The 14,109-nt window shown below is 37.9% G+C and carries 12 protein-coding genes; 8 read left to right on the top strand and 4 right to left on the bottom strand.

Annotated elements, in window-relative coordinates; genetic code table 11:
* Positions 1-70 precede the first annotated feature (70 nt).
* Together EU510_RS07545 and EU510_RS07540 are read right to left on the bottom strand one after the other, a co-directional pair.
* Positions 71-3,139 carry an efflux RND transporter permease subunit gene (locus EU510_RS07545; protein ID WP_149592960.1) on the bottom strand — a complete coding sequence of 1,023 codons (3,069 nt, stop codon included), beginning with the start codon at positions 3,137-3,139 and terminating at the stop codon, positions 71-73.
* 2 nt (positions 3,140-3,141) lie between these two features.
* Positions 3,142-4,224 carry an efflux RND transporter periplasmic adaptor subunit gene (locus EU510_RS07540; RefSeq protein ID WP_149592959.1) on the bottom strand — a complete coding sequence of 361 codons (1,083 nt, stop codon included), beginning with the start codon at positions 4,222-4,224 and terminating at the stop codon, positions 3,142-3,144.
* A gap of 122 nt (positions 4,225-4,346) precedes the next feature.
* Here EU510_RS07540 and EU510_RS07535 point away from each other — a divergent pair, with 122 nt between their 5' ends.
* The 4 genes from EU510_RS07535 to EU510_RS07515 all read left to right on the top strand — a co-directional run bounded on the left by EU510_RS07535 (position 4,347) and on the right by EU510_RS07515 (position 7,652).
* Positions 4,347-5,243 (top strand): LysR family transcriptional regulator, encoded by an 897-nt coding sequence (locus tag EU510_RS07535; RefSeq protein WP_149592958.1) that lies wholly within the window; start codon positions 4,347-4,349, stop codon positions 5,241-5,243.
* Complete coding sequence (locus EU510_RS07530) at positions 5,233-5,544, top strand: MGMT family protein (protein ID WP_149592957.1); 312 nt, start codon at positions 5,233-5,235, stop codon at positions 5,542-5,544. Before EU510_RS07535 ends, EU510_RS07530 begins: the two co-directional genes overlap by 11 nt.
* 796 nt (positions 5,545-6,340) lie before the next feature.
* Complete coding sequence (locus EU510_RS07520; protein ID WP_149592956.1) at positions 6,341-6,541, top strand: hypothetical protein; 201 nt, start codon at positions 6,341-6,343, stop codon at positions 6,539-6,541.
* Positions 6,542-6,557: 16 nt separating this feature from the next.
* On the top strand, positions 6,558-7,652 hold the full coding sequence (locus EU510_RS07515; protein WP_149592955.1) for a GGDEF domain-containing protein: 1,095 nt from the start codon (positions 6,558-6,560) through the stop codon (positions 7,650-7,652).
* A gap of 265 nt (positions 7,653-7,917) precedes the next feature.
* Here EU510_RS07515 and trhA read toward each other — a convergent pair whose 3' ends face one another.
* On the bottom strand, positions 7,918-8,547 hold the full coding sequence (gene trhA, locus EU510_RS07510) for a PAQR family membrane homeostasis protein TrhA (protein WP_149592954.1): 630 nt from the start codon (positions 8,545-8,547) through the stop codon (positions 7,918-7,920).
* Positions 8,548-8,732: 185 nt separating this feature from the next.
* Between trhA and EU510_RS07505 the strand changes: the two genes are divergently transcribed.
* Together EU510_RS07505 and EU510_RS07500 are read left to right on the top strand one after the other, a co-directional pair.
* The gene (locus tag EU510_RS07505) at positions 8,733-9,083 is read left to right on the top strand and encodes a hypothetical protein (RefSeq protein WP_149592953.1); all 351 of its coding nucleotides are present in this window, start codon (positions 8,733-8,735) and stop codon (positions 9,081-9,083) included.
* 400 nt (positions 9,084-9,483) lie between these two features.
* Positions 9,484-10,968: a cellulase family glycosylhydrolase gene (locus tag EU510_RS07500; RefSeq protein ID WP_149592952.1), complete on the top strand. Its 1,485-nt coding sequence runs from the start codon at positions 9,484-9,486 to the stop codon at positions 10,966-10,968.
* A gap of 60 nt (positions 10,969-11,028) precedes the next feature.
* Here EU510_RS07500 and EU510_RS07495 read toward each other — a convergent pair whose 3' ends face one another.
* On the bottom strand, positions 11,029-12,720 hold the full coding sequence (locus tag EU510_RS07495) for an alkaline phosphatase D family protein (RefSeq protein WP_149592951.1): 1,692 nt from the start codon (positions 12,718-12,720) through the stop codon (positions 11,029-11,031).
* Between the two features lie 298 nt (positions 12,721-13,018).
* Between EU510_RS07495 and EU510_RS07490 the strand changes: the two genes are divergently transcribed.
* Both EU510_RS07490 and EU510_RS07485 read left to right on the top strand, forming a co-directional pair.
* Positions 13,019-13,291, top strand: coding sequence for a hypothetical protein (locus tag EU510_RS07490; protein WP_149592950.1), 273 nt, complete (start codon positions 13,019-13,021; stop codon positions 13,289-13,291).
* A 235-nt stretch (positions 13,292-13,526) separates the two neighbouring features.
* Positions 13,527-14,105 carry an LON peptidase substrate-binding domain-containing protein gene (locus EU510_RS07485; RefSeq protein WP_188085405.1) on the top strand — a complete coding sequence of 193 codons (579 nt, stop codon included), beginning with the start codon at positions 13,527-13,529 and terminating at the stop codon, positions 14,103-14,105.
* The last annotated feature ends 4 nt before the right edge of the window (positions 14,106-14,109 follow it).

Here is a 14,109-nt window from a genome sequence, read left to right as displayed (position 1 = left end):
CGGTATTAAATAAAAATGCCACTGACCTTGAGCCAGTGGCATTTTTAATGTTAACCGATTATATGCTTAACTACTTACGCGGTTCGTAATCAATTCTAAATATAACCGTGTAAAGTACTGGCACTACAATTAGAGTCAAAATTGTAGCAAAGCCTAGACCAAACATAATTGTTACCGCCATTGACTGGAAGAACACGTCAAATAACAGCGGGATCATACCCAAAATAGTGGTTATAGCTGCCATTGCAACCGGTCGTACACGGCTTACACCAGAGTCAAATACGGCTTCATAAGGCGATTTACCTTCCCTTAATTCGAGATTTATTTGATCAACTAATACAATACCGTTTTTAATAAGCATACCGCTTAAGCTCAATAAACCAAGTAGTCCCATAAAACTAAACGGCGCATTCATAGCTAACAAGCCCGCGCTTACACCGATAATAGCTAACGGAACCGTTGCCCAAATAACCAGTGGTTGCTTAAGCGAGTTAAAAAGTAATACGGTTACTGCAAACATCGCTAAGTAACCCAGCGGTAATGAGCCAAATATTGCTTTTTGAGCTTTGCTTGAAGATTCAAACTCGCCGCCCCATTCCAGTTCGTAACCGCGCGGAAATTCCATGTTTTCTATTGGTCCGCGAATACGTGCAAATAGTTTAGCAGGGGTTTCATCCCCTAATACATCGTGATCGGCCATAATCGTAATTGTACGTTTGCGATCGCGGCGCATTATTAGGCTATCTTCCCACTGTACAATAAACTCGTCTACCACTTGGGTTACTGGTACAAATACACCAAGTACTGGGCTGTATATTTGAAGGTCGTTTACGCTTTCCACGTTTAAGCGCTCGTTAGCAGGAGAGCGGGCAATAATAGGCAACAATTGTGTACCATCGCGATATACGCCCACTTGTTTACCCGATAAGCTTGTTAGTAATACATTGTCTAAGTCAGATTTACTAATACCTAAGCGGCGTGCCTTTTGCTCGTTAAACTGTGGGCGAATCATTTTAGTACGTGCACGCCAGTCATCACGAATATTGTATGCGCCATCATCATTACCAATAAGCTCTTCAGCTTTAGCAGCCAATTGTCTTAAAATAACAGGATCAGGGCCTGAAAAACGCGCTTCTATTTTTGCATCAGTAGAGGGGCCAATTTCCATTGGCTTAATTTTAAGCTGCGCAGAGAGCGCATGATTATTTGAGTAATCACGTACAGTTTGCATTACAGTTGCTACGGCTTCTCTGTCGGCCACACGAATAATTAATTGCCCGTACGCGGGATATGACTTTTCTGGTGCGTAGGTAAGCATAAAGCGTGGCGCGCCTTGGCCTGTTGTACTTGTTACTTCTTCAACAAGGTCTTCTTTTTGCAAAAACTCTTCAAGTTTTTTAACGCCCTCTAGGGTTGAGCGAATATCAGATCCTTGCTCTTGCCAGTAATCAACATAAAACATAGGTGTATTAGAGGCAGGAAAAAACGATTGTTTAACAGAGCCAAAACCAACAACTGCAGTACACAGTAAAACAACCATTAATATAAGCGTGGTTTTTCTAAAGTGCAGCGCCAAATCTAAAATCGCTTTGTAACCGTTAAAAATAAAACCTTTATATGGGTCTTCATCATCTTGGCCTTCTTCGTTTTTAAACTCGTTTTCTTTGAACATTAAATTGGCAAAAAATGGCGTTAGCGTAATGGCTGTTATCCAACTTAATAAAAGCGAAATAAACAACACCCAAAACAAGCTACCGGCAAATTCACCGCTGGCATCAGAGCTTAAGCCAATTGGCGCAAACGCAGTAACCGCAATAACTGTTGCACCTAGTAAGGGCCATTTTGTTTGCTCAACAATATTAACCGCTGCTTTGAGTTTTGTTTGTCCACGTTTAAGGTTGATTAGTATCCCTTCGGTTACAACTATTGCGTTATCAACCAGCATACCAAGCGCAATAATAAGTGCCCCAAGCGATATGCGTTGCAAGTCGATAGCAAACAACTTCATAAATATAAACGTACCCAATACAGTAAGCAGTAAAATACCACCAATTAAAACACCGCTTTTTAAACCCATAAATAACAGCAGTACTACAATAACAATCGCAATAGCTTCAAGTAAGCTGATAATAAAACCATCAACCGATTTTTGAACCTCTTGAGGTTGGTTGTATACCGAATTTATGTCAATGCCATGAGGGCGTTGATACTCAAGTGAAGCTAAGTGATCGTCAATGTGTTTACCCACATCTACCACGTTAACTCCCGACATAAACGACACGCCAATAAGCAAAGCTTGCTGAGAGTTATAACGAATAACATTGTTAGGTACTTCTGCGTACTCTCTGTAAACCTTTGCTACGTCGCCTAAATAAATAAGCTCACTTGCACCAGGTTTTGAAATTAATAGCGTTTCGAGCTCTTTTACATCTTTAAATTCGCCAGTAGGGTGCAAGCGAATTGACTCATCGCCCACGCGAATTTTACCCGCATTAGAAACCGTATTTTGCGACTGCAGTAACTGAAATATATGACTTGGTGCAATACCTAGTTGAGCCAATTTACGCGTTGATACTTCAACCATTACTTGCGGTTGTTGCTCACCTGCAACCGTTACTTTACTTACACCTTTAACCAAGACTAGTTCGCGCTTTAAAAAGTCGACGTAGTCCTTAAGTTCGTCATATGAGTAGCCATCACCGGTTACCGAATACATAACACCGTAAACATCGGCAAAGTCATCTAAAATAGTGCTAGGGTAAACGCCGCTGGGAAGCGAAGGGGAAAGGTCGTTAATTTTACGACGCATTTCATCCCAAATTTGGCGAAGTTGCTCTTTTCGATAAGTGCTTTTCATTTCTACCGAAATTTGCGACTTACCGTTAGACGAAATAGATGTAACGTAATCAACATACGGTAATTGCTGAATCGCATTTTCAAGAGGAAAAGTTACTTCTTCTTCAACTTGTTGCGGCGACGCGCCAGGGTACATAGTAATAACCATGGCTTTTTTAAGCGTAAACTCAGGGTCTTCTAATTGCCCTAAGTCAAAATACGACACGGTACCGCCAATTAATAGCAGCAGTGTAAACATCCAACTGATTACTTTTTTCTCTATGGAGAGTTGTGCAAAGCTCATAATTATAAGCCTCGCTCTTTATTCCATGCTCTTACTTTCATGCCTTCTTTTAGTGAGTGCACACCGGCAGAAACAACAATTTGGCCTTCTTTAATACCACTTAACACCTCAATACCATCGCGGTGTAGCTGGCCAATTTTTACTGCTTGTTTATGTACTTGGCTAGTTTCTGAATCAAAAAGCCACACGTAGGCATTATCTTTAATAGATTCTTGAGGTTCAGAAAACACTGATTCAATTGGCAGTATTGTGTAAGACACTTGCGAGCGAGTTACTTTACTTAAATCAATAAATACACTGCCCGTCATACCCGCTAGTAAATTAAAATCCTCAGGTACTGGTAGCGAAAATACAACTTTATAGGTAAGCGTTGCAGGATCTGCTTGGGTATCCCACTCTTTAATATCAAGTGTGTATTCTTTATTGTCAAAGCCATCGAATTTTACTGTGGGGTGGTAATCAGTGCCTTTTTGAAAACGAGCGACTATTTTTTCAGGAACCTGGATTTCTACATCCATTAAATCGCGTGTTTCTAAGCGTAATATATTTTGTTTGGCTTGAATGTTTTCAAAGTTTTTAACAAATACTTTTGCAACTGTGCCTGAAAATGGAGCGCGTAGCTCGCTGTACTCAAGGTTTGTTTGTGCAATTTTAAATGCAGATTCAGCAATTTGCATATTAGCAGTGGCTTGATCTAATTCTGATTGGCTGGTGATTTTTTTCTCAAACAATTGCTCAATGCGGCCAAGTTGTGATTTTGCCAATTCAAAACGCGCTTTGCGCTCGTCAAACTGCAACTGAAAATCTTCTGGGTCCAGTTTTGCTAATAAATCACCTTTTTCAACGTGTTCACCAGCAAGCACAGGAAACTTAATAAGTTCGCCGTTTACCCTAAAAGCAAGGTAAGAGCCTTGGTTTGCAACAACTTCAGCAGGAAAGCTGCGAATGTTAGTTTGAGAATCATGACCTATGTTGAATAGTTTAACAGGGCGAATGGGCTCTTCTTTAACTTGTTGTTCTGGCTCAGAACAGGCTATTAAGCTTAATAAAGTCGTAGTTAAAAAACATAGACGAAAGAGTTTCATGTCTTCTCCGTTGCAATGATGGCAAAATAATTAAGTGCAGCATACGCTGCAAACATATAAAATAAAAATCATTAAATTTTAGAAACTCAATAAGTTTTACTTATAATGTTGCAGAGTGCTATATGAAGCTGAATCAATTAATAATTTTAGATGCCATAGTGCAAAGCGCAAGCTTAAGCGGGGCAGCACTAAAGCTACATAAAACGCAGCCCGCGCTTACACTCGCTATTAAAAATCTAGAAGAAAAAATAGGGTTTGAGTTACTAGACAGAAGTAAGTACCGATTACAGCTTACTGAAAAAGGGCGTATTTTTCACCGCGAGGCGCAGCAACTTCTTCATGCCAACGACGAGCTAGCACAGCTTGCTAAAGAATTGGCACTCGGTAATGAACCCCAATTTAGAATTTGTTACGAACAACTTTGCCATACGCAGAGTTACAATGAGATCATAAGTAATACTTTTAGGTTGTTTACCAGCACCGAATTTAGTTTAACAAGCGGGAAGCGTTTTATTTCGTTAGAGCAAGTAAATAGTGGACAAGCCGAATTAGGCATTGGCCCGTGGTTTGATTTATTTCATGCGACAGGCGATTTAGAAAGCGTACCTATAGGCAGGCTCGATATTGGCATTGTGAGCGCTAAAGGCGTACTTCCTCAAAAGCTAACCTATAGCGAACTACAAACGTATCCGTGTTTAGCCATGTTTGAAAGTGACTTGAGTATCGACAGCGACAGGCTATCGTACTCAAAAGGCTCAGCCATGATGAAAATTGATGATGTATCGACCTTAAAATCATTTTTACTCTCAGGCGCAGGTTGGGCAATGATGAGCCTAGAGCATTGTGCACCCGAAATTAAAGCAGGCTTACTTCAAGAAATACACATAACTGACCGAGAGCATAAATTTAGTGCACAAATTAGAGCCTTCAGGCAGCATGCAGTACACCACGGCCCTGTAGCGCGCACTATTTGGGAGCAATTTAAAGTACTTAGTGAGGCGTATTTAAATGAATGCTGATATTGATAAAGAAACACTTATTTATACTGTTATCGCAGGCATACCAATAGGTAAAGTGGCAAGCTACGGGCAAGTTGCAGCTCTTGCGGGTTACCCTCAAAACTCACGGTTGGTGGGGCGCTTATTAAAAATGATGCCAAACGACTCGGTTATACCTTGGCACAGGGTAGTGAATAGCCAAGGTAAAATATCATTCCCCGAAGGAAGTGATAAATATCAAGAACAACGCGAAAAGTTATTATCAGAAGGCGTATTGTTTAAAAATGACAAAGTGAATATGCGCGAGTGCCGATGGGAGTGACATGATTATTATGGGAGAATCAGTATCATAAACGTATGTTGTTGAACCGTAACATGTGGAGTTAAAATTTGATAATCACATAGAAAGCGTCTCGAGTTTTTCGATACAGTTGTGTTGAACGAAAAACAAACAGTGCGTGGAGGTGCTTAGTATGAAACTTTATGATGGAGCTGACCTGCATTCAAATAATAGTCTTTTGCTATCATTAATTCACAAGGTGAAACGCTTAGCTGGAAGCGTTTAAATAATGGCGTGACTGTTATTCTATCTTTTTCAACCCCTAACAAAGGCAAGCTAGCAGAGCTTGTTGAATCAATATCTAATTGATATTTGTTAGTTGATGTATTAATAGGTACAGAATTTAAACTTCTCAGTTGCTAAAGGTATAAAGTAATTAGAATTATTGAGCTGCTTTTCACACTGTGAGCTGGCATCCGATGAGAACATATTTGTTATAAATCTCATTTCAAATCAGGTGTTTTAATGTACTCAGCCAAAATCAATGTTGTAGTAACTGGTTTAGGAATGCTTAACGTTAATTGTCAACCAACTATGCTTATACAAACTAAAAGCAGTAATAGTTATTTATTATTTATTATTTATTATTATATTTTATACGGTATTTTATGGTGGTATATTCTAACTGTGATAATTATACGCTATAAACTTTTTCATTTTTGCAAACGACTCTTCGATTCTATTAAAAATAGTATCGTTGTCTACTTTTACCCGCGAGCTTGATTAAGATAGGCTAGTTTTTTTACGTAGCATGCTGATTAATTAGGATGAATTTCCCATGCTTGAAGGTGTAGAAATTATTGATCGTGATACGGAGCTGTTGATACTTGACTCTGAATTAGCACAAGGTTATGGCATTGCTAGATATCTGCCAGTGATATTTCTACGCGGGTTAATGATTAGAAGTCTATTGCTAGTTGGCTACTTTGTACAACCGAGATTAGCTAATAACATTAGTGTAAAAGGAGCTTTAGAATGAAAAATCAGGGAATAATATGTTAACCGTCCATCCTAAACTTATAGAAAGTTTAGTTGAGCAAACACCAAGAGCTATGATTGCTATGTTAATCGTTTCTCTTGCTTATATTGGTGTGTTTATTAAATATATACCATTTAATATCTTAATTATTTGGTTTATTTTTCAAACATTATTAGCTACGTGTCGTTTTTATAATGCAAAAAGTTTTAAAAAATATTTAAGAACAAAAAACCAAGAAGGAATACAAAAAAATGAAATATACTTCATTATTTCTAACGTATTCCAAGCCATTATGTGGACAATGTCTTCTATTTTATCCATTTTGTATGCGCCTCAACCGTATGAATTAGTTGTTTTTGTTATGATTATAGGGATTATAACGGCTGCGGCATTATCTATGTCATCACTTTATAAGGCATATTTGATTTTTTTCTTTTCAATGATTATTCCTCAAATTTTCATTATGATTTACTACGGTGAACATCACCATATTAGTTTGATTGTATTAACACTTATTTATATACCCGCTACTATGCTACTTTCAGAAGCTATATACAGTAGTCGTTTATCGAGTATTCAGGCTCATGATGATTTGGAGAAAAGCGTTAATAAACTGCATCATTTATCGATGATTGATGAGCTAACAAACATATATAATCGACGTTATTTTTTTGAAATGTCCCAAAAATTAATAGCTATAGCAGCTAGAGAGAAAAAACAGCTTTCACTTTTAATGATTGATATAGATTACTTTAAAAATATCAATGATAATTATGGACATCAAGTGGGCGATTTTATTTTAATAAATGTAGTAAAAGAAATAGAAAAAAACATAGGGAAAAGTGATGTTTTTGCTCGTGTTGGTGGAGAAGAGTTTACTATTTTACTCAATGACACTTCACTTGATGGAGCAAAGGTGATTACAGAAAAAATACGTAGAATTATAGAAGATAAAGTTTTTACTTATAATAATATTACGATGAGTACAACTATCAGTATAGGTCTATCTGAATTGAATAAAGAAAACACCTCAATTGAAGATTTATATAAACAAGCAGATAAGCAACTGTACATAGCTAAAAAAAATGGCAGAAATAGAGCATGCCCATAGTTTTTATCCATAGATTATATACTTATTTTCGATAATTATAATTACCGTAAAATTTTGGGCAGGTCTTGCTTCTTTTCCTAGTCAAAAGGAAGACTGACCCATTTGTTACTGAGATTATTACAGGCGAGTAAGTGCCAGTGTAGGTCGGATAAGCGAAGCGCCATCCGGCACCGTAAAATACCTTGCCAATTATTATCAATATTTTATGTTGTCGAGTGGCTGAATTCACACCTCAAACCAGAACATTCTAATTAGCCTAACCAGCTTAATAAACATAATTACTAATTGAAATATAATGACAAACACACCCAGCAATAACAAATAAGTGCCAAATAGCGTGGCTAAATTGGGTGCTTTTAGCACTGTAAAAAAAAGTGCCTAAACTATAAAAAATACCGCCGGCAAGTAGCCAGTAAAGTGCTTTTACATCAACACTTGAATAAAGCGGATATACAATAGCCAGTGCAAACCAACCCATGAGTAAGTAGGTGGCGAGTGATATTTTTTTATTACCGTTTTTTACAAATACTTTGTACGCAACGCCCGCCAGTGCCACAGTCCATATAAATGTAAGTGTTGCCCATGACCAAGCACCGGTTAATGAGATTAATAAAAAGGGGGTGTAGGTGCCGGCAATTAATAAGTATATGGCGCAGTGATCGCACTTTTTATAAAAGGCTCTTAAGCGCGGTTGAATACTGGCGTGGTACAAAGTGGATGACAAAAACAGCACAAATAGGCTGCTGCCATAAATTGCAGTACTAATATACGCTTTAGTGCTGGTGGCTTGGCTAAATAAATCCCACATAACAAACGCGGCAAATATAATACCGAGTGCATGGCTGATTACGTTTAATTTCTCTTCTTTACGGGAATAAGGCGCTTCTAACGACATAACTGTTCCTACCACTATTGGAATTAATTTCAGTGTACAACTGTACGCTGAAGGTTTCAATCTTAGCTGTGAGTAATTCTAAATAACTTTATTTGATACGCTACTTTAGCTTTTACTTGATTTTAAAGAGAATTAATTCACTATATTGGTGTCTAGTGTAATACATATTACGAGCTGAAATAACCATGAAACAAGATCTAAAAGCTGCTTTACTTACCGCCATTGTTTATCCTGGTGCGGGGCATTTTTCTTTAAAAAAACACCTTATAGGCGCTATTTTTGCGGGTGTATTCTCTGTTCTTTTAATTTTAACCTTTCAAGATATATTTGCGATTGCACAGTGTACTGCAAATGAAATTGTAAACGGAAAAATTCCCATGTTGATTACCGCCATATTAAAAGCCGCGCAACAACCTTCTGACGCCTGCGCTCAACTCGCTGAATATAAGTATGTACCTTTAATGATTATAATTTGGGTGCTGAGCATGATGGATGCATACCGTTTGGGCAGAAAAGCGTTGCCTACTAAAAAATAAGCCACTTAATCAGAACTCGGTTTGGTTGGCTTATTAATTTTCTTTCCACATATTTATCCCTAATATTTAGCTATTATTGATAGCGGTAATAATTATTATTACCGCTTTTTCATTTTTATATATATTTTTTGTAACCGAGATTTTTTGCCTACACCATGTAAACATCGTGTAAATTCTTGTATATACCCAGTAAAATCCTCAAACCTCGTTAAATCGCTCACTTGTTGAAGTTTAGTTAATTAAAATCCTTCTTCCTGTACCTTTTTATTCATTTAATGTTAATAAATAAATGATACTTTCCGCTCGCCAAATTAATTTTATTTAACTATTAAGTATTGGTTTGGTGTCAATTTATTACGTCAAGCAATGGCGACTGATAATTTCAATTTAAGGAAATACGATGAATAACAGTTCAAATAATCACGAAAGAAAGGATTTTAAAGTGGCGAGCTTATCGTTAGCTTTATTATTAGGATGCTCAACAATGGCTAATGCCGCTGTTGAGAAGTTAACGGTGAGTGGGAATCAAATTCTTGCAGGTGGAGAAAATACAAGCTTTGCAGGACCTAGCCTATTTTGGAGTAATACGGGGTGGGGCGCTGAAAAATTTTATACAGCAGAAACAGTAGCAAAGGCAAAAACTGAATTTAATGCAACATTAATCCGTGCAGCTATTGGCCATGGTACGAGCACTGGTGGTAGTTTGAACTTTGATTGGGAGGGCAACATGAGCCGTCTTGATACTGTTGTAAACGCAGCTATTAGTGAGGATATGTACGTTATTATTGATTTTCATAGCCATGAAGCACATACCGATCAAGCAACTGCAGTTCGCTTTTTTGAAGACGTAGCTACCAAATATGGGCAGTACGACAATGTTATTTATGAAATTTATAACGAGCCGTTACAAATCTCGTGGGTTAACGATATTAAACCTTATTCAGAAACAGTTATTGATAAAATCAGAGCAATCGACCCTGATAACTTAATTGTGGTTGGAACGCCTACGTGGTCGCAAGATGTTGATGTAGCATCACAAAACCCAATTGATCGCGCCAATATTGCTTACACTCTGCATTTTTATGCTGGCACGCATGGTCAATCGTATCGAAATAAAGCACAAACAGCACTCGATAACGGTATTGCTTTGTTTGCCACAGAGTGGGGAACGGTTAATGCTGATGGTAATGGTGGTGTTAATGTTAATGAAACCGATGCATGGATGGCATTTTTTAAAACAAACAATATTAGCCACGCTAACTGGGCTTTAAACGACAAAAACGAAGGTGCATCGTTATTTACTCCTGGCGGTAGTTGGAATTCACTAACATCGTCAGGCACCAAAGTTAAAGAGATCATTCAAGGTTGGGGTGGTGGTAGTAGCAATGTTGATTTAGATAGCGATGGGGATGGCGTAAGTGACAGCCTTGATCAATGTAATAACACTCCTGCAGGGACAACGGTTGACAGTATTGGCTGTGCGGTAACTGACAGCGATGGCGATGGTATTAGCGATAGTGCTGATCAATGCCCTAATACACCTGCAGGTGAGACTGTTAATAATGTAGGATGCGTTGTTGAAGTTGTTGAACCACAAAGCGATGCGGATAACGATGGAGTGAATGATGATATTGATCAGTGCCCAGATACACCCGCTGGTACAAGTGTTGATACAAACGGATGCAGTGTTGTAAGTTCAACAGATTGTAACGGTATTAATGCATATCCTAACTGGGTGAACAAGGATTACGCAGGCGGTCCATTTACTCATAATAACACCGACGATAAAATGCAATATCAAGGCAATGCGTATAGCGCAAATTGGTATACAAACAGTATTCCAGGAAGTGATGCTTCGTGGACGCTTATCTATAGTTGTAATTAAGCGCGTTTAATAAAATAAACGAAGAAGGTAAATAATGTTTTTACCTTCTTTTTAAAAGTATTAGCCTTTATAAACACTTTGGTGTTGATCAGTGATGTTGTAGCTTGGGGAGTTTATATTATCTATATAACGCCAATCAGTAGTAATTTGCTCTTTAGTAATAGTCAGTAACATATACCCACGGTGCGATAAGTCACAATAGTTTAAATCGTTTATTAACAATGAAAGCGAGTCTGCCATTTGCTTTGCTTGTGCTGTATTAAGCGCTAAATAATGCTTCATACCCGGGGATGTAACGCCAGGCGTTGCAAACTCTACTCCTACGCTTTCGCCTTGTGCATTTTTTAATGTGCCATGCCACGCATTGTGCGTATCACCTGCAACCACGACTAATTTTTTATTTAATGCGGTAATGCTTTTGTATAATGCTTCGCGCTCGCTTGGGTAACCATCCCATGCATCTAAATTGTAAGGCATTAAAGTATTTACGCGTGCGAGTTGCGCGGGCGTTACCGCTTTATTTGCTAATACGGCTTTTTTAATGGCAACAAGCTCTTTTAATACCTGAGGTATTTTAGTGCGATCGGATTGCGAGAATATTTCAGTAGGTAGCCACATTTTAGTCATTAATACTTGCTGGCCTAATATTTGCCACTTTGCATTTGACTCAGTTATTGCACTCGTGAGCCAGTTTAGTTGTGTGTTACCTAGTAACTGCCTTTTTGGATTATTTAAATCACTGGCAAAGCGCGCAACATCCATTTGTTTGGTCTCTAGGTTTTTATAGTCGCTGTAGGCAAGTTGTTTATCGCGCGCTATTACGCGAGTATCTAGCATGTGTAAGCTTATTAAATTACCAAAATCGAAGGTGCGGTATATTTGCGGGCTTTGTTCGCCCATAGGCGGTCTAATTGGTAGCCATTCGTAATAGGCTTGAATAGCTGCTGCACGGCGCTTAAAAAAGTCACCTTCATCAGGGGTATGATTTTCAGCACCACTTTTATAGGTATCGTTAGTAACTTCGTGATCATCCCATATTGCGATAAAAGGCGCTGCAGCGTGAAGTGCTTGAAGGCCTTGGTCTGTTCTGTAAATGGCATAGCGCTTACGATAGTCGCTAAGGGTAATAATTTCACCGCTGTTATCGGCTGCTAATTGGCGGCCAATTTTTTCAGCATTTTCGGTAGCGTATCCGCCCATTGGGTATTCGTAAATGTAATCTCCCAAGTGCAGTACTACATCTAAATCTTTTTGCTTGGCGGCATCAGTGTAGGCATTAAAGTACCCAGCAGGGTAGTTTGAGCACGACACAACAGCCATTTTTATTTGTTCAACATTGTTTATTGGTAGTGTTTTAGCACGGCCAATTGGGCTTTGTGTATTCAAACCCATAAAACGATAAAAGTACTCTGTGTTTGGAGCAAGTTCTTGCACATCTATTTTTATTGTAAAGTCTCGGCTTTTATCTGTTTGTTCGCGCCCGCTGCGAATGATGTTTTTAAATTGAGAATCACTTGCCAGCTCCCAGGCAACAGTAACTTCAAAATTTGATTGAGCAGTGGTTGCACGTGTCCAAATTATTAAAGCATTACTGAGCGGATCGCCACTAGCTACACCGTGTTTAAATTCAATAGCCGATAGAGGTTTGTTTACTAGTGTTTGAGCACAACCTGTAATGGCACTCGATACTGCTACGGTAAATATACTTGCTGCTGAGGTTTTTAAAAAATTTCGACGTGATGAAAGGGTCATACTGCACTTTTTGAATTATTTATAGTGGTGTGCACTTTAGCGGGTGGATATGACGTTTTTATAAACGCTAAATGTATTTAGTGTGACGGTATTAATACATTTAAACCCTTTTATTTATTAACTAAAAAATAGTCAAAAAATTAAATTAAATGGTTAAATTAACAAGGTATGAATTTATTAAAGTAAAGTGATGTGTGTAAAGTTTTTTAATTACAGTTACTTACGGTTTATTTCTATGTTGGCACAACCCTTGAGTATATAACTACGTCTAAACAATACACAAACAAGGAATACCATTATGAAACATTCAATTAAAATCGCTATGGCAAGTTTATTAGTATTAGGTTCTGCGCAAGTACACGCAACAGAAGTGGACCTAGATGTAACTGATATATTAACTCAAAGTGTAACAAGCTACGTAAAGCAAACCACAATTGAGCTTGAAAAATCACTAAAGGAAACGCTTTATTTTGATGCTAAAACTGTTTTAGAGGGTTTATTAGATGAGCCCGTTTTAACAGATAGCACAACGCTTAAAAATACTGACACTAGTATTAAAAACGCAAAATAAATTATTTAAAGGATTAAAACGATGAGCAGTGAACTTGGATTATTTGCATTAATGTTAGCACCCGTAGTCAGCATGATTAGCGCTTACTACTCGGTTCAAGTGTTTAAAGCTATGGGAGGTTGGTTTAATCTTTAGCCAATTATATAGCTGGTAATTAATTCGATTCGTACAAAGCTGATCGACTTAGCAAAAGCGCACGTAAATAAAGGCAGAATGTTTGAAAGAAGTAGACTTTATGAAACGTGCGATTTTTCCATTACCCATTTTTATATTACCTGAAGGCTATACGCGATTACGCATATTTGAGCCTCGCTATTTAAATATGGTTAAAACCGCATTAAAAAACAATACAGGGTTTGTACTTTGTACATTTGAGCACGACACGCCATTTAATATAAGCGCGCAAGGTTGCCTTGTTGATATTATTGATTTTGACCAAGACGACAACGATGTATTATTAATCGATGTGTTTGCCTCTCAAAGCGTTCAGATAAATGATGTCTATCAAGACGAGGATGAGCTGCGACATGGCTTAGTGTCGCCTTGTAATACGCCTTATTGGTATAAGGATTCTAACAATTCAGTTGGCGAACATGACTTATTGCATGATGCGCTTTTAAACGTGTTTGAAAGTAACCCGGAACTTAATTTACTGTACAAAAAAACTCACTTTGACAAACTGCCTTGGATTGCAGCCCGTTGGCTTGAGCTCCTACCCATTTCTATTGAGAAAAAGCAGCAACTTGCGTTTGAAACGAACTTTGATAACTTACTGAATTTCCTCCATACTGTGATTAATAACGAATTTGCCTAAATTT

It is taken from the genome of Pseudoalteromonas sp. FUC4 (assembly GCF_008370255.1).
Taxonomy (GTDB): Bacteria; Pseudomonadota; Gammaproteobacteria; order Enterobacterales; family Alteromonadaceae; genus Pseudoalteromonas.
Note: the sequence above shows the minus strand (reverse complement) of the source record. Positions and strands in the feature narration are given on the sequence as shown.

What these genes read in the sequence shown, in the direction of transcription:
- EU510_RS07545 (WP_149592960.1), bottom strand. Translation starts at nt 3,139, where the DNA reads ATGAGCTTTGCACAACTCTCCATAGAGAAAAAAGTAATCAGTTGGATG.
- EU510_RS07540 (WP_149592959.1), bottom strand. Translation starts at nt 4,224, where the DNA reads ATGAAACTCTTTCGTCTATGTTTTTTAACTACGACTTTATTAAGCTTA.
- EU510_RS07535 (WP_149592958.1), top strand. Translation starts at nt 4,347, where the DNA reads ATGAAGCTGAATCAATTAATAATTTTAGATGCCATAGTGCAAAGCGCA.
- EU510_RS07530 (WP_149592957.1), top strand. Translation starts at nt 5,233, where the DNA reads ATGAATGCTGATATTGATAAAGAAACACTTATTTATACTGTTATCGCA.
- EU510_RS07520 (WP_149592956.1), top strand. Translation starts at nt 6,341, where the DNA reads ATGCTTGAAGGTGTAGAAATTATTGATCGTGATACGGAGCTGTTGATA.
- EU510_RS07515 (WP_149592955.1), top strand. Translation starts at nt 6,558, where the DNA reads ATGTTAACCGTCCATCCTAAACTTATAGAAAGTTTAGTTGAGCAAACA.
- trhA (WP_149592954.1), bottom strand. Translation starts at nt 8,547, where the DNA reads ATGTCGTTAGAAGCGCCTTATTCCCGTAAAGAAGAGAAATTAAACGTA.
- EU510_RS07505 (WP_149592953.1), top strand. Translation starts at nt 8,733, where the DNA reads ATGAAACAAGATCTAAAAGCTGCTTTACTTACCGCCATTGTTTATCCT.
- EU510_RS07500 (WP_149592952.1), top strand. Translation starts at nt 9,484, where the DNA reads ATGAATAACAGTTCAAATAATCACGAAAGAAAGGATTTTAAAGTGGCG.
- EU510_RS07495 (WP_149592951.1), bottom strand. Translation starts at nt 12,720, where the DNA reads ATGACCCTTTCATCACGTCGAAATTTTTTAAAAACCTCAGCAGCAAGT.
- EU510_RS07490 (WP_149592950.1), top strand. Translation starts at nt 13,019, where the DNA reads ATGAAACATTCAATTAAAATCGCTATGGCAAGTTTATTAGTATTAGGT.
- EU510_RS07485 (WP_188085405.1), top strand. Translation starts at nt 13,527, where the DNA reads ATGAAACGTGCGATTTTTCCATTACCCATTTTTATATTACCTGAAGGC.